Annotated in this window: 12 protein-coding genes; 4 read left to right on the top strand and 8 right to left on the bottom strand. The window is 60.8% G+C overall.

From position 1 onward, the window contains the following. Positions 1 to 66: 66 nt before the first annotated feature. Both AC1DPR_RS27350 and AC1DPR_RS27345 read right to left on the bottom strand, forming a co-directional pair. The gene (locus AC1DPR_RS27350; protein ID WP_477817584.1) at positions 67 to 732 is read right to left on the bottom strand and encodes a hypothetical protein; all 666 of its coding nucleotides are present in this window, start codon (positions 730 to 732) and stop codon (positions 67 to 69) included. Further along, a complete protein-coding gene (locus tag AC1DPR_RS27345) occupies positions 729 to 2051 on the bottom strand; it encodes a tyrosine-type recombinase/integrase (protein WP_477817583.1) in 1323 nt (440 codons plus the stop codon). The genes AC1DPR_RS27350 and AC1DPR_RS27345 overlap by 4 nt, the downstream gene beginning before the upstream one ends. Positions 2052 to 2394: 343 nt before the next feature. Between AC1DPR_RS27345 and AC1DPR_RS27340 the strand changes: the two genes are divergently transcribed. After that, on the top strand, positions 2395 to 3915 hold the full coding sequence (locus AC1DPR_RS27340) for an ATP-binding cassette domain-containing protein (RefSeq protein ID WP_112666381.1): 1521 nt from the start codon (positions 2395 to 2397) through the stop codon (positions 3913 to 3915). A gap of 120 nt (positions 3916 to 4035) precedes the next feature. After that, positions 4036 to 4476 (top strand): Clp protease/crotonase-like domain-containing protein, encoded by a 441-nt coding sequence (locus tag AC1DPR_RS27335; RefSeq protein WP_018859606.1) that lies wholly within the window; start codon positions 4036 to 4038, stop codon positions 4474 to 4476. A 193-nt stretch (positions 4477 to 4669) separates the two neighbouring features. Here AC1DPR_RS27335 and AC1DPR_RS27330 read toward each other — a convergent pair whose 3' ends face one another. Continuing rightward, positions 4670 to 5917 (bottom strand): type 1 periplasmic-binding domain-containing protein, encoded by a 1248-nt coding sequence (locus AC1DPR_RS27330; protein WP_477817582.1) that lies wholly within the window; start codon positions 5915 to 5917, stop codon positions 4670 to 4672. A 322-nt stretch (positions 5918 to 6239) separates the two neighbouring features. Between AC1DPR_RS27330 and AC1DPR_RS27325 the strand changes: the two genes are divergently transcribed. Then, positions 6240 to 7103 (top strand): transglutaminase-like cysteine peptidase, encoded by an 864-nt coding sequence (locus AC1DPR_RS27325; protein WP_477817581.1) that lies wholly within the window; start codon positions 6240 to 6242, stop codon positions 7101 to 7103. A 69-nt stretch (positions 7104 to 7172) separates the two neighbouring features. Here AC1DPR_RS27325 and AC1DPR_RS27320 read toward each other — a convergent pair whose 3' ends face one another. Genes AC1DPR_RS27320 through AC1DPR_RS27305 form a run of 4 tightly spaced genes read right to left on the bottom strand, consistent with a single transcriptional unit; the run spans position 7173 to position 12669 of the window. After that, complete coding sequence (locus tag AC1DPR_RS27320) at positions 7173 to 7832, bottom strand: ribbon-helix-helix domain-containing protein (RefSeq protein ID WP_113161963.1); 660 nt, start codon at positions 7830 to 7832, stop codon at positions 7173 to 7175. A 1-nt stretch (position 7833) separates the two neighbouring features. Continuing rightward, positions 7834 to 9129: an HlyD family type I secretion periplasmic adaptor subunit gene (locus AC1DPR_RS27315; RefSeq protein WP_018859610.1), complete on the bottom strand. Its 1296-nt coding sequence runs from the start codon at positions 9127 to 9129 to the stop codon at positions 7834 to 7836. Then, complete coding sequence (locus tag AC1DPR_RS27310) at positions 9126 to 11288, bottom strand: type I secretion system permease/ATPase (protein ID WP_113471604.1); 2163 nt, start codon at positions 11286 to 11288, stop codon at positions 9126 to 9128. Before AC1DPR_RS27310 ends, AC1DPR_RS27315 begins: the two co-directional genes overlap by 4 nt. 19 nt (positions 11289 to 11307) lie before the next feature. After that, positions 11308 to 12669: a TolC family outer membrane protein gene (locus tag AC1DPR_RS27305; RefSeq protein ID WP_112666360.1), complete on the bottom strand. Its 1362-nt coding sequence runs from the start codon at positions 12667 to 12669 to the stop codon at positions 11308 to 11310. A 517-nt stretch (positions 12670 to 13186) separates the two neighbouring features. Here AC1DPR_RS27305 and AC1DPR_RS27300 point away from each other — a divergent pair. Next, positions 13187 to 13747, top strand: coding sequence for a GGDEF domain-containing protein (locus tag AC1DPR_RS27300; protein WP_477817580.1), 561 nt, complete (start codon positions 13187 to 13189; stop codon positions 13745 to 13747). A 67-nt stretch (positions 13748 to 13814) separates the two neighbouring features. Here the strand turns inward: AC1DPR_RS27300 and AC1DPR_RS27295 are convergent. After that, a partial coding sequence (locus AC1DPR_RS27295; RefSeq protein ID WP_477817579.1) for an immunoglobulin-like domain-containing protein occupies positions 13815 to 19055 on the bottom strand: 5241 nt, incomplete at its 5' end.

Below are 19055 nucleotides of genomic sequence, written 5' to 3'. Positions count from 1 at the left end.
TCCTGTGAATAAACGGGAACACTGGAGAAGTATGGCAGTGATCAGCGACGTTTGCTTTGGGACAACCTATCCAGTTTTCCCGGCCTTGTCCCCTTTTGGTCTTCTAGCCCGTTGTTTCGCCTTATGAATTTGCTCTCCATTTACTGCACCAAACCCAAGGAACCTCGCTGCGAAAGCGATAAACATCGGGCCCGGCCCCCACCTATCACGATGCCGGGGAAGCTCCTTTTCCGCCTCGAAAGTCTCGTTCGGATAAATGGCGCGATAGAGGGCGGGAAGAGTTTTACCTATCATTCGCGAGCGGAGGCTATCTGTGGATTTTGATCGACGCTTGAACAGCCCGCCCTTGGATGAAAGCTCCAAATCGGCATCAGCCCTTATGATTTCATAGACCTCGGGGGCCTGCGCGAGCCAATCGTTAACGGATATGCCGGATCGCAGCTGTTTCGAGGCGTACCGCGACCTTGCGCGCGCGCCAGTGTCGGTAATGTCTACAGCGAAGCGCTTAATAGTATAGATGCCATTCAAGATGCTCCCGACACGTTTTGTCGACGCGGTTCCGTAAGCGAAATGCGCATCCTCAACGGAAATTTCCAGCCGCAGTCGCCGCAGGCCGCGCGCCAACTTGGCTATTTTTTCAGTGTTGAGCGGGTCAATGCCATAGTACCTGTTGAGCGCGGCCGAGATGAGCCGCGCATAGTCAGTGCTTCCTAGGCGATTGATCGGCGTCATCCGGCAAGGCTCACCGCAGCGGCGGCAATGAGGTCATCACTCGCGTCGGCGATGAACCGGGCGTAGTGTCGTTGGATCATCGCAGGCGACGTGTCATGAAGCGCTGCGACGAGGGTCACGGGCAAGCCTGCTTGGAGATGTCGAACGATCGAAGAATGGCGGAAGGAATACGGTACGGTATGCTTCGGAAGCTCTGCCCGCTCCGCTATCTGCCGCCACGGCCGGGTTATCTCGGAAGCGTGATACCAAGCCGCACGATTGCCACGCGTCCATACGGTCGGTGATATTTCCTCGTTTTTCCAACGCTGCAGCAGTGGGCTGTCCGGCCCCGTTTCCGGTCCGGAAACGAGGATTTCGAAGTCGCCTGCCATGACGATCCGTTTCGTCGGCGGCTCGACTTTGCCGCCTTTCCCCTTCCGGGACGCAGGCACCATTATAACGCAATCGGTCCCGTCGACGCCGGTCCTTCGGTTCACGCGACGTTGCTTAAATGCGCCCTTTCGCTCGATCCTTGCCACCTGCGAAAACCTCGCGCCCGTGGCGGCGAGGGCGACCATGAGGCGGTGCAAGTCGCCACCCCACTCCCCTTCGCTGTCGATTTCCTTGGCAGCGCGAAGCGCGGCTTTGATTTGGTCATCAGCGAGAACTTGGATGTCGCGGCTGTTAGGTTCATCGTTTTGGACTGTCAACGCGCTCGAAACCTCAGCCCTCCATGTCGCAGGAAGGGATTTGGCATGTGTGTCACCGGCCAGCCGCAGTGCCGCCTTGAAGTCCCCGGCAAGCCGTTTTTTTGTCGGAGCCTTGAGCGGCACGCTGTCCAGCCATTTAATCAGGCGTTCGCGCGTCGTGTCCTTCAATTTCGTGTCGCAGAGGTTCGCGTCGGAAAGGACATATCGCGACAGTCGGGTATCTGCGTCGGAACGGATGTCCTCTCGACCCTTGACCTTGCGGTCGCGGGTATTCCGAACGGCGACATACTCTTCCACCGCGCGGCGCACCGTCAGTGGAAGCGCGCCGTGGGCGCTAGGAACGTTTGCTGCTTTAGCAAGCTTCAGCGCCTCGGCGGTCGCGTCCGTGAAATTCAACGCTTCCTCGTCGACGTGGGCATCGTCCGCATTCGCGAAGACTTGCACCCGGTAGGGATTGCCTGCACCTTTAGGTGCGTCGGGGTCGCGGTATCGGACGAGCCACTTTCTCGCTTGCGGGGATTTGCGGTAACCGAGAAAAACGCCGCTGGCCAATTGCTCCCAAACCGGCTTTTTGGCAGGCGCTAACTTGTTTCGTTTTGCGGGCGTATCAATTTTCGATGTCGCGGCCATTCGGAGTGTCCAATAGTGTCCAATAGTGTCCAATAGTGTCCAATTTACATTCACGAATGCCCACGCACAAGAACGGACTGCAGCGATATAAAATATTGATAACTAAGGAGCATGAGCGAATGCTGACGAACGCCGACGAACACCAATTACGCCCTGCAAATGCGTTTGCAGGGCTGACCAGAGACCGTTTCTCACAAACTCTCTTCCCTGGTCTGCCCCTCGTGGCAGCAGTTTGGGTATTCGCCCGTCTGCAATACTCATCCACCGAGCTCGAAGCACACGCACGCGATGAAGGCTGCATGCCCTCGCCCGTGTGATCGCTCGGCAAGACCAGAGCAAGATCATGACCCTTATCAATATCCGCAATCTCGGCGTCACCCTCAGCGCACCGCTTTTTGCCAAGCTTGACCTCGTCATCAATGCCGGCGACCGTCTGGGGCTCGTCGCCGCCAACGGCCGCGGCAAGTCCACACTGCTCCGCTGCATTTCGGGAGCGCTCGAGGCAACCCACGGCGACATCACGCGCTCGCGCGGGCTGACGATCGGCTATGTCGAACAGGACGTGCCAGCCAAGCTGCTTGACGTGCCGTTCCACGATGCTGTCCTTCAGGCGCTGCCTGCCGATCAGCAGGCGAACGAAAGCTGGCGCGTGGACATCGTGCTGGATTCGCTGGACGTGCCCGAAGCCTTGCGCAGCCGCCCGGTCAGGCAGCTCAGCGGCGGCTGGCAGCGGCTGGCGATGCTGGCGCGCACCTGGGTGATGGAGCCCGACGCGCTGCTGCTCGACGAGCCGACCAACCACCTCGATCTCGGCAAGATCGCGGCGCTTGAGGATTGGTTGAACGCCCTGCCCCGCGATGTGCCTGTGATCATCTCCAGCCACGACCGTGCCTTTCTCGATGCAGTCACCAATCGTACGCTGTTCCTGCGGCCGGAGCAGTCGCAGGTCTTCTCCCTGCCCTACAGCCGGGCGCGGGCAGCGCTTGATGAGGCGGACGCGGCCGACAGGAGACGCTACGAACGCGACATGAAGACTGCCGAGCAATTGCGCAAGCAAGCGGCGAAACTCAACAATATCGGCATCAACTCCGGCAGCGACCTGCTGGTTGTCAAGACAAAGCAGCTGAAGCAACGCGCCGACAAGCTCGAGGATGCGGCCAAGCCCGCCCATCTCGAGCGATCGGCCGGTGCGATCAAGCTCGCCAACCGCGGCACGCATGCCAAGGTGCTTGTGACACTCGACGAAGCGGAGGTCCGTACCCCTGAAGGCACGACACTCTTCCGGACCGGCAAGCAGTTCATCTGCCAGGGTGACCGGATCGTATTGCTCGGGGAGAACGGCGCCGGCAAATCACGGCTGATCGCGATGCTGCGAAAGGCAATCGGCCATCCGGAGACGGCGCAGGACGGCATCAAGGCCACCCCTTCGCTGGTGCTCGGCTATAGTGACCAGGCGCTGGCCGACTTGAAGGACAGCGATACGCCGATGGAGACGATCATCCGCCGCTTCGACGTTGGCGACCAGCGGGCGCGGGCGCTGCTCGCGGGGGCCGGCATGACCATCGACATGCAGTCGCGTCCGGTCGGGCGGCTGTCGGGCGGGCAGAAGGCGCGGCTCGGCATGCTGGTTTTGCGGCTGGCGGAGCCGAACTTCTATCTGCTCGACGAGCCGACCAACCACCTCGATATCGACGGGCAGGAAGCGCTGGAGGGCGAACTCATGGCCCACCAGGCGAGCTGCCTTGTTGTTTCCCACGACCGCAGCTTCGTGCGCGCCATCGGCAACCGGTTCTGGCAGATCGAGCGCCGGCGGCTGATCGAAGTGGAGAGTCCGGAGCCCTTCTTCGCGGCTGCACGGCCTTAGGGTCCGGACTCATGCAAGTCGGCGGCGTCGCGGACGGCGCTCCCTGGACCAAGCAGCGAATTGCGAGGAGAGGCGATAGAGAGTAGAGTTCTCGACACCATTCGACTGGGGGACTAGGCAATGAGCAGATTGTTGATCCTGTCGGCTGGTGCCATCCTGGTACTAGCGTCCGTGGCGCATGCGGCGCCCTCTATGCAACCACTCAAGATCTCTAAGGAATGTAGCCAGTACACCGGCGAGACTCCGAGCTTCTGCACGATTACGGAATCGAACCTGGCGGCGATCCCGGCGGGTACCAAGATCTTGTACTATGGGCCGGTGACCGGCAGTCCCCTTTTCGGCAGTAGCACGGCTGTTATTGCCGTCGGAAACGGAGACACGGCGGTCGGGTACTGCGTCACCTACGACACCGCCAGCCCAATGCAAGGAACCTGTGCGTTTCATGCCGGCAGCGGGACGCTCGCCGGTTTCCAGGCGGTCGTCAAGGTCACGGTCGACGACAAGCAGATCTATCACTGGGACGGAGGCTACCTACTTGGCACCGACAAGGCCGCCAAGTGAGAGCAAAGGAAATGCTGCCTGGCCGTTTGACGTGAATTCGTGCTCTGACTCCTGATTGGTAGGAGGCAGTGGCGGCGCGGCAACTGCGCTTCCGTTTGTCGGGCGGAGCACCTGCCGGCCGGGTCTCTAAGCGCTTAGCACGGCGCTTGGTGAAGGCGGACGCATACGGTCCGATGTCCAAGTGTGTGGGGTATCAGAACGAGGCCGGCGTGGCACCGACCAGGCTGAGCTTGCCGCCGTTAAGGGAGTAAAGGCTCATCTTGCGCTCCACGGTACCCGCCGGCGTCATCCGGAAGAGACCGGTCACGCCGCGGAAGCCGACCTTGCTGGTCAGGTTCTGTGCGTTCATTCCCTCCGGTCCCTTTGTCCGGACAATGCCCGAGGCAACGGCGATAGCATCGTAGCCGTAAGCCGCGTCGGTGGAGACTGCGCGCTTGTAGTGCCGCTGGTAGCGCTCGGCGATCATCGTCGCGCCTTCGGGCTCGACCATGGCAATCACCGTGCCTGCCACCGAGGGATCCGTATGCGTTTGCGGCGGCCAGGCGCTTGTGCCGACGAAGGTGACGTTCGTCTTGCCGCTGGCCTTCACGGCGCCGGCGATGGTCGTGGTGATCACCGTTTTCCCGAGAACGAGCACGGTATCGGCATTCTGCAGATTGGCGCCCGCCCTCTTGACCGCATCAGCGGCGGCAGCGTCCGTCAGATCGTAGCGGACAAGGCCGAGATACGTGCCGCCGCCGGCGTGGATGGCGCTTGCCAACCGGGCCTCGTCAGCAGCGGGAAAGTCGTTTTGGGCGAAAACCAGCACCTTCTTGTGGCCGCTGGCGGCGGCTGCCTGCACGCCTTCAATGGCGCTGTCGATTTCATCGGAAACGAAGTTGTAGACATTGCCCGATGTGGGCGGCACAGGGGCGCCCAGATTGAGCAAAGCCGGCCGCTGGTCAGCCGGCACCGCAGCTATAGCCGAGGTGACGGCAGGCAATGCGTAGCTCACGAGGAGAACGGAACCGCGCGCCCTCGCCTCGCCGACCGCGGTCGCGGCGGCTGGAGCGCCGGAGGCCACATCGACAACCTTCACGAAGACCTGGTTGCCGCCGAGTTCGCCGACGCCGAGGCCGGCACCGTCGCGCACGTCACGCGCAGCACCCTCATAGATGCCGGTCGCGCCCTTGGGCAGCAGCAGCGTGATCTCCGCTCCCGTTTCTCCGAAGCTTTCCTCGACTTCGCTCGAAGGTGCCTTGATGTCGTTGGTCTTCACATTCTTGGCGATGCCATCGACGTCGGACTGGCAGCCCGCGAGCGCACCGAAGACGGCGACGATCGACATTGCGAGAACGAATTTGATGAGTTTGAGGGGACCGGCGCCTTCCGAAGGCGACACTTGCCGTGTCGAGCGTAAACCATGCGAGCCTTGCACCGGCTCGATTGACTGCACTTTCACCTGTTCCCCCACCACTCGCAATCGCGGCCTTTTCCGGCCCTTTGACAGGATTTCATATCTGCACAGGCGACACCGGAAAGCAAACCCTTCGCCCAAACTTGGTTGACGGGCGCACTAAACTTTTATGTTCTTTTGAACGGATAATTTATCCCAACCTTATCTATGCTTAAATACCTGATTTTTATAGATTTTTTGTACGTTTCTCGCAGCCAACGAGAGACCGCGATCCATGAAGCGCAGTATAAAAACAAGCAACATCGCTGCTTTTACTTTGTCTGCATTTTCAGCCGCATTTGCACCGAATATTTCGGCGGCATCCGTATTGCCGTCTTCGCAAATGTCAGGCGCGATCTACTCCGTTGACCTCGCGGCTGATACAGCCCGCGCATTGACGTTCGGCAGCGTCGCCAATCTCCTCGCGCTGGCGACGAAAAGCATCGGAACCATCGACGTTGCCGCGCTGACGCGCTCACTGCAGCCCGAGCCGGCAGGCTGGGTGAACGAGAGCGTCGCCCCGACGCAGCCAGTCGCACGGCCGGCGATCGCCGCGCCGGGGGGCAGCGCTGCTTTCGGGACGGTCGCCATTCCGTTCAAACGACTGGCTGCCCTGAAGARGCTCGAACCGTCCCTGTCGGAAATAATCGATGGGACAGCCATTGACTGCAGCGCAGGTAAGTGCTCGGAGGCCGCGACCGCGATCAAGGTTGCCTTCAGCAAGACGTTGCAGTCCTCGATCCGCGACAAGCTGAACGCGGTCAACATCACGATCAATCACACGATCCGCTATAGCCGCGACATCGACACCTACAAGGTGGCCGACTACTGGGCGACGCCCGCCGAAACGCTCTCACGCCAGCAGGGCGATTGCGAGGACTTCGCGATCCTGAAGATGGCCGCGCTGCACGCCGAAGGCGTCGAGCTCAAGGACATGTCCGTCATTGTCCTGTTCGATCAGAAGCGCCACTTCTACCACGCGGTGCTTTCTGTCGCGGTGAACGGCAACCGCTTCATTCTCGACAACATGCGCGACGAGGTTCTACTGGATACCAGGCTGCCCGACTATGTGCCGCTCTACTCGATCGCGGATGGCAAGGGCTACCTGCACGGAACACGCACCGGCGCCAAGCAGGTCGCCTCGGCATTGCCACTCGAAAAGGTCGCTCCTGGCGAAGGCACGACGTTCTGAAAATCGCCGGCAAGATACAGAAAAAGCGGCTGAATCTCGGCCGCTTTTTTCATGTCTGGGATTTTCTGGTCAGTAACGAGAGACATAGCCGATCAGCATCGGCTTCTCATGCGTTGGCGCCAAAGCCAGATTGATCTGGCCCTTCATCGAGGCCGAGCCGACGGCTATGGTGAAGCCGGTGTTCAGCGTCTTGCCCCTGTTGCGATAGAGCGTGGCGATCGCCTCATCGATCTGCGTGTCGATCGAGAAGCGCAAGCTCTTCGTCAACTGCGCCGCATCACCAAGCGGAAGACGCTGGCGCAGCATGGTCAGGAAGGGATCGTTGAAGAGCTGGATCTTTTTTTCCTGTGTCAGCAGGATCGTCGGCGACGGCGACGCCTGGATGATGGCATTGACGTTTGCCATGGACGAGGCGTCCTCGACGGTATCCAGCCTGCGCAGCGCCCACTTGAAGCTGAGCACACGCAGCAGCGAGGCCAGGTTGCCGGACTCCGGCATCTGCGAGGCCGTATAGTGCACGAGGTCGGCCGTGCTCATCTTGCCGGCCGACGACATGCGCCCGAGGCCATCCCAGTAGATCCGCTCGAGGCGGATACCGCGGCGCTCGCCGCCTCGACCGACGACCGCACGGAAGCGCGGCTCGATCTCCTCGGCGCCGATGGCCGGCAAAGGCTCCTCGATCGGCTCGAGTTCGGTGAGTGCGTTGCTGCCTGGCTTGACGATCAGCATCCTATCGCTCCGTCAGCGCTTCGCTGCGCGCCTTGTTGATCGGCTTCATCAGGTAGCTCAGCACGGTCTTGTTGCCGGTCATGATCTCGACCGAGGCAACCATGCCGGGGATGATCGGATAGGACTTGCCGTTGCGCTCCAGCGCGGACTTGTCGGTCTTGACCTGTACCAGATAGTAGGTCTCGCCTTTTTCCTTCTCCACGAGACTGTCTGCGGAGATATTCTCGACGACTCCCTCAAGGCCGCCGAAGATCGAGAAGTCGTAGGCGGTGACCTTGACGACGGCAGGCTGGCCGCGGCGCACGAAGGCGACATCGCGCGGCGAGATCTTGGCTTCGACCAGCAGCGTGTCGGCGGTCGGAACGATGCCGGCGATGACACGGCCCGGATCGACATAGGCGCCGATGGTGTTGACCTCGAGCGTGTTGACGATGCCGTCGACAGGCGAGCGGATGTCGGTGCGCTTGACGCGGTCGGACGCGCCGCGGATGGTCTCGTCGACGACCGAAAGCTCGGCCAGCGCCTGCGCCTTGTCCGTCAGCGCCTGCTGACGCAGTTCGAGGGCAAGATCGCCGAGCTGCAGCTTGGCTTCCTGCACGGCAGCCTGCAGGCGGTCGATGCTTTCCTGGTAAACCTTGAGCTGGCCCTTCTGGTCGGTGAGATCCCGCTCGGTCTTCAGCACTTCCGTCTGCGCCACCAGCTTCTTCTGTGCCAGCGGGAAAATTAGGTCGTACTGGCGCTGGGCACCTTCGATATTCTGCTGCAGGCGATCGATGTTGGCGTGGGCTTCGCTGAGCTCGTTCTCGCGCTGGCGCACGCGCTCCTGCAAGACGCCAAGCTTGTTCTGGTAGCTGGCGCGATCGGCAGCGAAAAGCTGCTCCTCGTTTGCGCACACATCCTTCGCGACGGCCAGGATCTCTTCCGGGCAAATGAACGGCGTATCGTATTGACCAGCTTCCTCGAGCTTCAGGCGCGCAACCTTGGCACCGAGCGCACGCGCCTTGGCAACGGATTCGCCAAGGGTTGAGGTCGTCGTTGTATTGTCGAGCTGGACGAGTAGCTGACCTTTGCGGACGACCTGACCGAGGACGACGGCGATCTGCTGGACGACCCCGGGCTCCGACGACTGGATGATCTGCGTCTTCGAGACCGGAATGACCTTGCCCTCGCCGCGGGCGATCTCGTTGATGTCGGCAATAGCCGCCCAGGCGACGAAGCTCGCAATGACGAGCGCCACCAGTGCCAGAATACCGCGGGCGAGAAGCGGAGGATTGTCGTGACGATTGCTGAGGCTCATGACTGCGCCCCTGCTGGTTTACGCTGCATGGCCTCGATGACCGCACCCTTCGGACCGTCGGCGATGATGCGTCCTTTATCGATGACGATCAGGCGATCGACGAGTTCAAGCATGCTGTAGCGGTGGGTGGCGATCAACAGCGTCGTGTCACGGCTGATAGCCTTCGACAGGCGCGCGATCAGATTGCGCTCGGTCGCCAGATCCATGGCGCCCGAAGGTTCGTCGAGAAACACGATCTTCGGTTTCGTCAGCAACAGGCGCGCAATCGTCAGCGCCTGCTTCTGGCCGCTCGACAGGTTGGTGCCGCGTTCGCCGACGGGCATGTCGAAGCCGCGCGGATGATTGCCCACAAACTCGTCGACGCCAGTCATGCGGGCGACCTCGAGCAGCTCCTCGTCGGTCGCATCGGCGCGTCCGATCAGCAGGTTTTCCTTCACCGTTCCCGAGAAGAGATCGGACGACTGGCCGGCCACGGCGACCGCCGAGCGAACCTCGGCCATGTGGTACTGGCGGATATCGACGCCATCGATCAGCACGCGACCACCCGAAGGGCAAAAGAGTCCGTCGAGCAAGCGGCCGAGCGTCGTCTTGCCCGAGCCGATGCGGCCGATGATGCCGACGCGCTCGCCGGGCTTCACGGTAAAGGACAGCTTGTTGATGACGGGATAGTCCGATCCCGGATACTGGAAAGACACATCCTGGAAGCTGAAAGCGCCGCGGGTGATCTCGCGATTGACGAAGCCGACCGTGGACGGACGGTCGTCGGGCTGCTCCATGATCTTGTCGAGAATGCGAAGCGACATGGTCGCCTGACGGAACCGCGCCAGCGTCATGGCGATCTGGCCGAGCGGCGCGCCGGCGCGGCTTGCCAGCATGACCGTCGCGACGATCGCGCCCATGGCAATGCGGCCTTCGGAGAACTCGTAGGTGCCGGCAATCACGATCAGGACGCTCACCATCTGCTGGATGAACATCGTCATGTTGACGGCGTTCGTCGAGATGTGCTTGATATCCTCGCTGGTGCGGCTCGAATACTTTGTCAGTTCCTGCCAGCGGCGCAGCATAGTGGCTTCGGCGCGCAGGCTCTTCAGCGTTTCGATCGTCGAGATCGTTTCCACCAGCAGAGACTGGCGACGCGACGCCTCGTTGGCGGCCGTCGCCATGCGCTTGCCGATCGCGGCCTGCGCCCACAAGCCGATCGCGACCGACAGGACGAAGGCGACCGCCGGGATCACGACGAGCCAGCCGGAAATCAGATAAATGACGCCGAGGAAGATGAAGACGAACAGGCTGTCGATCAGGACGCCGATCGTGTTCGACGTGAAGAACTCGCGAACGAATTCATACTGCGTCACGCGGTTGGCATATTCGCCCGTCGACATCGGCCGCGAGGCGAGCGTCGAATTCAGCACCTTGTCGAACAGCAGCTGCGACAGGCGCAGATCCGCCTTGCGTCCGGCATAGTCGATCAGCGACGAGCGAGCGGTCTTCAGCAGGAAATCGAAGACATAGGCAAGCGAGATACCCGCGGCCAGAACCCAGAGCGTCGGGATCGCCTTGTTCGGCAGCACCCGGTCATAGACGTTCATCGTGAACAGCGGCGAGCCGAGCGCGATCAGGTTGATGAAGAGTGCCGCGACCATGACGCGGACATAGGTGCGCCAGTAAGGCGCAAGCGTCGTTGCCAGCCAGTGCCGCTTCTCGATCTCGACGGCATTGCCGACCAGCGCCTCTTCCGAGGCGTTCTGATAGTAAAGCGTAAAGGCAAAGGCCAGTTGCGGCTTCAGCGCCAGGAATTCTTCCCGCGTCAGACGGATCGCGTTGCCGGCAATCGGAACGATATCAGTGATATAGGAGCCGTCCTCGGTGACCTCGAGCAGCGGCAACACGCTGCCGTCGGCAAACGCGACGATCGCCGGGCAATCGAAATTGCTCTGGCGGCACTCGCGCTCCTGATGCTTGATCACCTGCAGGCCGATGCGCTCGGCCATGCGCTCGACATCGTCGATCTCAAGCGACTCGGTCACCTCATCCGGGAGACCGGAGAAGAGGACCGTGTCGGAGCTTGGTCGGCCATAGAACGCAGCCACGGATTTGAATGCGGCTTTGAATGTCTGCAGCGGTGTGCTGCTGGAGGTCCCGAGCGCTACGTTCAGCATTGTTCCATGGCCACGTCGACTATTGCTGTCGAATTGGCGCTAGAAGGTCCAGGGGCATACCGGCCTTCTGATGTGAATCAAGCTCGACATATCCAGGATTCGCGACGCCCGCGGGGACAACAAACTCTTCCCGCGCATAAGGTTTGGACTGATCGACCGGCTTCAGCTTCATCGTCTGAAGCAGATTGCCCGACGCCGCCAGGATCTTGTACTCGGCAAACTGCGATGCAACGCGCGCGGTATCAGCGAGAACCTGAGTGTTGAACTTCGTGTTCTGCGCATCGAGCACATCGAGCAGGGAGCGCTGGCCAACCTTGAACTGCTCGCGGTAGGAACCGACGAGCTGGTTGTTGATCGAGGCCTGCTTGTTGAGGATGCCGGACAGCTCTCCGCGGCTGACGCGCTCGTTCCAGGCGGAACGCACCGACTCCGAAACCTCGCGCTGAACCTGGGCGAGATTGTAGCGCTGCTCACCGGCACGACGGATCTGCTCCTGCTCGCGAGCAACATCGATGCCGCCGCGATAGAGGTTCCAGCGGGCAACGACACGGACCTGATAGTCGTTGGTGTTGCCTTCGTCACCATCGATGTCGTTGCCGACGCGGGCCGAGCCTTCGAGATTGACCTTCGGCAGGTAGTTGGCGCGCGCACCACGAACCCCGGCATCGGCCGCATCGACGTCGGCATTGGCCGAATAGATGCGCGGGCTGTTCTTGGCGGCGACGAAGACCGCGTCGTTCAGCGTCTTCGGGACGTACTTGCCAACGGACGGCGGCGTCTGCGCATTGGTGATTGGCTCGCCGACGACCTGAAGGAAGCGGATTTTCGTCTGCTCAAGCTCTTCGAGCGCTTCGCGCAGCCGGGCCTTGGCGGCCTGCAGACGTTCGCTGCCCTGAAGGCGGTCAGCGTCCGTGAGCGCACCGCCCTTGATGCTCTCGTCGATGTCGCCGACCATCTGCGTATGGAACGCAACGTTCTGCTTGGCGGCAGCAACGATCTGGTTCTGGAGCATGTATTCCAGATAGTCCTGCGTCACTTCGAGTGCGAGCGACTCAGACCGTTCGAGAACCCGAAAGGACGCGCCATCGACGCGCGAAGCCTGCTGTTCGACCTGGGCGCGGCGGCTGCCGCCATCATAAAGTGTCTGCGAGATCGTCAGACCAACATCGCCCGGCGACAGATAGTCATGGTCATCTCTCAGCGAACCGGAACTTTCGTTCGACAAGCGACGGCGCCCGATCCCACTCTCCAAATCTACGGATGGCAAGTATAAACCGCGCGCTTGACGTAGTTCAAACTCGATAGCTTCTCTATCCTTCGCAGCCTGCAAGATCTGCGGGTTCGTTTTCATCGTCTTTTCGATGGCCTGCTGCAGAGACATTGCATTTGCATCAGCATAAAACGAAAAACTCAAAGCAACCGTCGCAGACAATGCTGCAAAAATTCTTTTGTCCTTAAACAAGTTCGATGCCCCTCAACATCAAAGATTCACTCGGCGTACCCGTATACCAAAGATTTTCTTTGGCAAAGAAGTAACACCAATCTTTCCACATTCCAATCGCAGCTTCAGACATTCCTGCCAAGACAGTTAATCCCAGTGGACAACTGCCTAAAGCGAGAATTTTACAGGATTTTTTAACGGGGGCTTTGCCCGAACCTGTTTATCTGGCATTACTTTCAAACGGACATGACCCGCGATGAATTTTAGCCAGCGTTACTCTTCCGCCACAATCGTTTCAGCTCTTCGGATCGCAACCCTCGGTGCTGTCTGCTACGTGGCTGGATCCGTCGGCGTTTTACTTATCTTAAACCTTCTCGTACCGGATCGACCATTTTTGGTGGGATTTGTCGGCGCAGGTTTAATTTCGCTTCTTGTTGCATTTCCGCTGCTATTGATCTTGCAGCTCAAAGTTGGCGACCTCAAAAAACTACAAGAAACGATTAACTATACTGCGCGCCACGATGCCGTAACCAAAACACTGAACGGGACAGCCTTTGCCGCGGCCGTCGAACACTACATCGACCGGCGCAAGCGAATCGCCACCGACGCCGGCGGCGTGATGATCGCCGTCGTCATCGATACGCTCGACGAGATCAGCAGGCGCTATGGCCCGCAATGGGCGGACACCGTCATGCAGTCGCTCGCCGCGATCATTCAGTCGTCCGTGCGAAAGGGCGACCTGGTTGCGCGCCTCGCCACCAACGAGCTTGGGGTTTTCCTCCCGGGCGCGACCATCGAAAACGCCCAGGACGTCGGCACCCGCATCCGCCGGCGCGTTGCGGAAGCCTCATTCTCGGCCGAGGGATCGCCGATGACGATCGGCATCCGGCTCGGCGGCGCCGTTTTCGAGGGAGCTACCGACTTCACGCATATCCGTCAGTTGGCAGACGAAATGGCCATGGAGCGCGGCGGCGAGCGCGAAGACGCTATTCCGCTGTCGCGGCTGCCGGCCGCCTGACCTGGCGAACCCTAAAACGAAGAAAAGGCGCCGAGAGGCGCCTTTTCCATGCCGGTTTGTCCGAACATCAGCCGACGTGCGGCGCCGTCGTCGTGTCATGTTTGTCGTCGAAGAGGATCTTGACCGCTTCCGTGGTGTTCTGGAGAACCGCCACATCGTGCCAGCCGCCATTGGCATTGACGCTGACTACGGTATCCGTGCCTGACACCGTCGTCTTGACGCTGGCGAGTGCTTCCGCCTCGCTTGCCTGGTGACCGAGCAGGCTGTCGAGAAGCTTCGAGACGTCGAGCGTGTCGCCTTCGCTTGCCTTGTAGTCGGTGATGACGTCGGCCATCGACACGCCCTTCAAGGCGTCGGTGTCGAGGACGAAGGTATCAGCCCCTGCCCCGCCGGTCATCGTGTAACCGCCGCCGCTTCCCGACAGGATGTCATCACCGTCGCTGCCGATCAGCGAGTAGGCGTTGCCGCCGTTTTCGCTGCCGCCGAGCGTCGTGTCGAAGGCGACCTCGACGAAGTGGCCGGTCGAGCCATCCGTAAGGGTGTAGCTGCCATCGGCAAGGATCGATTGACCGTTGATCTCCGTGCCGGACGTGCTGGCATCGAGCGAAATGCTGCTGATCGAATGATCCGCCAGGCTCGAAAGCTCGCCGCTGTCGGTGATGCCGTTGTGGTTCAGGTCCTGCCAGACGGTCAGCTTCGAGAAGGCCTCGTCGGTCGCATCGATCTTGCCGTCATGGTTGCTGTCGAGCGTTGCCAGTGCCGCCAGGCCATCGACATAGCTGCCACCCGCAAAGTGCGGCGAGAAGATCTCTCTGCCATTGTCGATCTTGCCGTTGCCGTCCACATCGAGCGCCAAGATACCGTCACTGCCGGCTGTCCAGGCAATCTGATCCTTGTGGCCGTCGGCGTTGATGTCGAACTGCACGCCCTGATCGAGCGAGGTCAGGGCGACGCCGTTGTGGTCGAGGTCGAGGATAATGGGATCGGTGGCGCTACTGGAAACAGCGAAATTCGACGCCGACAAGACGTTGGCCAACGTCGTACCGCTGTTCACGCCAGTGATGGTAAGCGAGGCCACCTGTGTACGGCCCCCGGTGTTGCTCCAGTCCGTATCGAACCAGACCTCAGCCTTGCCTGTGTTGCTGTTGTAAATCACAAGATAAGTGTTTTTCGCATCGTTGGTCGTGAAGCTGTCAATATCGGTACCACCATTGACACTCGACGTGCTGTAGAACGTCGCGCTGGACACGACAACCTTGTTATTGTGACCCGAGAGGCTCGCGTTTGAGATCTCCGCGTAGTCGCTGGAGTTGAGCGCTCCATCCGACGTCGTGTTGGCGAAATTCACCGCTCCGGTGCCGGTCCCTCTCAGGAAGCTGATCTTGTCAGCTCCATTGTTGAGGAAATCCGTGATCGTATCCATTCCAGTGTTGGTGGCGATCCGGAACTGATCGGCGCCGTTGCCACCCGTCAGAATGTCGTTGCCCGCGCCGCCGATAATGATGTCGTTTCCAGCACCGCCGACAATGGTATCGATGCCAGCTCCACCCTCCAACTTGTCGTTCCCTGCACCACCGGTGATGATAAATGCGCCATCGGTTTCGGCCGCGCCGTTCCACGTGAGGGACTGGTTGGACCCGAGGGCGGAGCCGTTGACCGTGAGCGTCGCGCCCGCAGCCACCAGGGCATCGACGGTCGTCACACTCGTCGCCGCGGCGCCGAGCGTGATGGTTTCAATGCTGGTGACCTTGTCGAGATCGTTGGTGCCTGTGCCGTTGTCGGTGAACGTCAGCGTATCGTTGCCGGCGCCGCCATTGATCGTATCCGCACCTGTCAGATTTCCCGCGAGAACGAACGTGTCGTCGCCGGCGCCGCCGGAAAGGTTGTCAGTGCCCGCGCCCGACGTGATCATGTCGTTTCCAGCCCCGCCGGTGATCACATCGTTTCCGGCTCCGCCGGTGATGATAAACGCGCCATCGGTTTCGGCCGCGCCGTTCCACGTGAGGGACTGGTTGGACCCGAGGGCGGAGCCGTTGACCGTGAGCGTCGCGCCCGCAGCCACCAGGGCATCGACGGTCGTCACATTCGTCGCCGCGGCGCCGAGCGTGATGGTTTCGATGTTGGTAACCTTGTTGAGATCGTTGGTGCCTGTACCGTTGTCCGTGAACGACAAGGTATCGCTGCCGGCGCCGCCGTCAACCGTATCATCGCCCGTCAGATACCCTTCGAAGACGATCCCATCATTGCCCGAGCCGGCCTTGACCGTGTTAATTCCCGAGCCCGCCGTGATCGCCGTGAAGCTCTCGATCTGATTCGAAAGATCGAGCACAACCGTAGCGGTGGAATTGATCGTTACCTTCTCGATGTTGACGATCTGCGCGTCGCTCCCGCTTGTGAAGCTTGCGTCGACACGCAGCGTATCGCTGCCGTCGCCGCCATCGATCACATAATCGTTCTGGTCTGCAACGATCATATCATCGCCGCCACCAGCCAGGATGATGTCCACCCCGCCCTTGCCGTCGAAGGTGCTTGCGCTGCTATCTCCGATAAGAATCTCGTTGGCGCTCGTGCCAGTGAGATCTCCGCCCCTTTGGTTTGTGACGTTGACATTCGCCGACGCCGTCGTGACCGTATTCGTCACCCCGTAGACGAAGCTGCCCGTGCCGCCGTTCCCGGTATCGTCGATGGTCACCGTGCCGTTCGTGCCGGTTCCATTCTGATGGGTTACGCTGCCCAAATCAATCTGGCTCTGAATGCCGGTGTTTCCGGAGACGATATCGATCGATCCGCTATCGGTTGAGTCGTTATAGAGGAGCGCCCATTCCGGTATCGTGTAGGCGCTACCGCCATAGTTGGACAGGACGGTATCGGTAACCGCAGTGACTTCATTCGCATTCGTCACCGTCACGTTGAGCGTCTGCGTATCGACGCCGCCATGGCCGTCTGAAACCTGCACGGTGACGACATAGACGTTGTCGCCAGCCCTACCACCGACATCGCCCGGCGCTTCATAGTTGGGCGCGGAGATGAAGGTGAGAACGCCGGTCGACGAGTTGATCGCGAACTTGGCGTAGTCGGTACCCGCCGTCTCGACGATGGAATAGACCAGCGTGTTGCCGTCGGCATCGGTCGCATTGACGTCGGTGACCACCGTCGTGTTTTCCGCGACGGAAAGGTTCGTCGGATCGGTTCCGTTGTTCGGAGCGGTGATGACCGGGTTGGCATTCGGCGGCGCGGTCACTGAAATCGCCAGTGTGGCGCCAGCGGTATCTCCATCGCCATCCACGATCGTGTAGGCGAATGACTCGTTGCCCGTGCTGCTGATCGGCGCGAGGTAGCTGTAGTCGCCGGCATGATGGGTCGTTCCGACATCCGTGAAATAGAATGTCAGAGTGCCGCCAAGCGCCGTCTTAATCTCGATCCAGCTGCCGTGGTCCTGGTACGCGCCCCCCGGCGTGCCGCTTTCCGAAACCGTTCCTGTTCCTGCGATCGCGCCGGGCGTGAAGCTATATGTCACGCCATTGACAACGATCGACTGGACATGCCCGCCATCGGCGCCGAAGCTCGCGTCGACGCCGCCATCGATGACAACGTTGCCGCCGACCGACTGGGCATTGCCGAGGAAGTCCTGCAAGGTTGCAAGGAGGCCGGTAACATCGCTGGTGCCGACCAGGATAACGGTGTCCTCGGTCGTGTTGCCGTCCGATCCGTCGGTGTTCGGATAGGACACCGGCTCAAGGTTGGCAACGTTGATGCTACCGCCAATGCCGATCGCATAGACGCTGTCGATACCCTTCGCATTGATGAAGGCTTCCCATTCGCCGGTGGTCACGGAATTGTTGGTGTGATTACCGTCATCCGCGCCGCTGGCAATCCCATCGCCGCTCGGCGCACCGTCCGACAGGAAGTAGACGACGTTCTTGTCGGCCTGCACGGGCGCGCCGGTGCCATAGCTCGACATCGCCTGCTGCAGGCCGAGGTCGTAATTGGTTCCGCCGGAGCCGTTCCAGTTCGCATTGTTTTGAATGTACGCCAGCGCATCTGCCTTGGTCATCCAGACCGTGCCGGATGCGTTCTCGCCGAACTTGACGATCTCGACGTACTTGATCTGGTCGTTCGATTCGAGCAGCTGCTCCATCGAATACCGCGCGAGACCAATCCGGTCTTGGGTATAGCCACCAGGCACATTGCTGACACCGCCGCCGTAGGACGAGTACATGCTGTACGAGACGTCCACGATCAGCTGCACGTTGACTGTGCTCATCGAACCGGCCACCGTGCTTTCGGTGACGTTATGCGCAACCGGTGCGTCGTCGGTGATCGTTAGGTTCACCGAACCCGATACCTTGTCACCCGAAGCGTCCGTCGCAACGACCTTGATGCCCCCGATGGTTACGGCATCCTTATTGACACCGTCGATGAGGTTGTCGGTCAGCGTTGCGGTGACGGTCGGAGTGACCGACTGGCCGGGGGCCGCCGAGGTGTTCGTCAGCGAAAGCCTGACGAAGGCGCCGAGATTGGTATCGGTCGGGGAGAACAGGTTCCCGACCAACTGGGCGCCGCTCAACGCCCAGTGCACGCTGTAGCCGGGGGCGAGACCATCGACGGTCGGCGCGGTCCAGCTGCTGCCGGTCGGATTGTCGAAGGCAATGGTGATAGTCTCGCCAGTCGCGGTGAAGGTGATCCCCGTCGTTGCCTGAGCCGTCTCACCACGGCTGTCCGGCGCGCTGCCGGTTACCGCGCCCGCGGCGAGATCCGCCGGCATACCGCCACTCGAGCCGTTGAGAACTGTATCGAGCGCCGCCTCGCTGAGCGTCAGCGAAACGCTGCCACCTCCGGTCGGAACGCTGTTCACCGTCGTGTCTATCGTTCCGGTCGGGACCAGATGCTCGTATTGGTCTCCACCGCTGATGAGACTGATCGAGTTGTGAACTGAAGTGCCGGAAATCGAACCCGGGGCGAAGGTCACGACCGTGCTCGCACTTGACTGGTTGGCATGGATCGTGACCGTCTGACCGGTCTCGAGCGTGAAGGTGAGGTCCGACTTCGGCGCGACCGCCAGGTTGTCGGAGTTCGTGAGGGTCACCGTATAGGTGATCGTGGTCGTGCCACCAGCATCAAAGACAGGCGAACCGGCTGTGAGAGTGGCGGTTACAGTATCGATCGTGTCGCTGACCGACGCGGTAGCGGAGCCAGTTCCGACCTGCAGGCTTTCGAAGTTGCCGCCGCTGGTGCCGGTGATCGTCGCCGTCCTGGTCGAGGCGTCGCTGTAGACGTCCTCGCCATTGTTGGCGGCGATCGTCAGCGT

It is taken from the genome of Rhizobium sp. 01T417, from assembly GCF_056398905.1.
The sequence above is the reverse complement of the archived record's forward strand: the minus strand, read 5'-3'. Positions and strand labels throughout refer to the sequence as shown.

Excerpts from the sequence above, each read along its gene's own strand:
- AC1DPR_RS27345 (WP_477817583.1), bottom strand. The coding sequence starts at position 2,051 with ATGGCCGCGACATCGAAAATTGATACGCCCGCAAAACGAAACAAGTTA.
- AC1DPR_RS27335 (WP_018859606.1), top strand. The coding sequence starts at position 4,036 with ATGAGCAGATTGTTGATCCTGTCGGCTGGTGCCATCCTGGTACTAGCG.
- AC1DPR_RS27305 (WP_112666360.1), bottom strand. The coding sequence starts at position 12,669 with ATGTCTCTGCAGCAGGCCATCGAAAAGACGATGAAAACGAACCCGCAG.
- AC1DPR_RS27320 (WP_113161963.1), bottom strand. The coding sequence starts at position 7,832 with ATGCTGATCGTCAAGCCAGGCAGCAACGCACTCACCGAACTCGAGCCG.
- AC1DPR_RS27310 (WP_113471604.1), bottom strand. The coding sequence starts at position 11,288 with ATGCTGAACGTAGCGCTCGGGACCTCCAGCAGCACACCGCTGCAGACA.
- AC1DPR_RS27340 (WP_112666381.1), top strand. The coding sequence starts at position 2,395 with ATGACCCTTATCAATATCCGCAATCTCGGCGTCACCCTCAGCGCACCG.
- AC1DPR_RS27315 (WP_018859610.1), bottom strand. The coding sequence starts at position 9,129 with ATGAGCCTCAGCAATCGTCACGACAATCCTCCGCTTCTCGCCCGCGGT.
- AC1DPR_RS27350 (WP_477817584.1), bottom strand. The coding sequence starts at position 732 with ATGACGCCGATCAATCGCCTAGGAAGCACTGACTATGCGCGGCTCATC.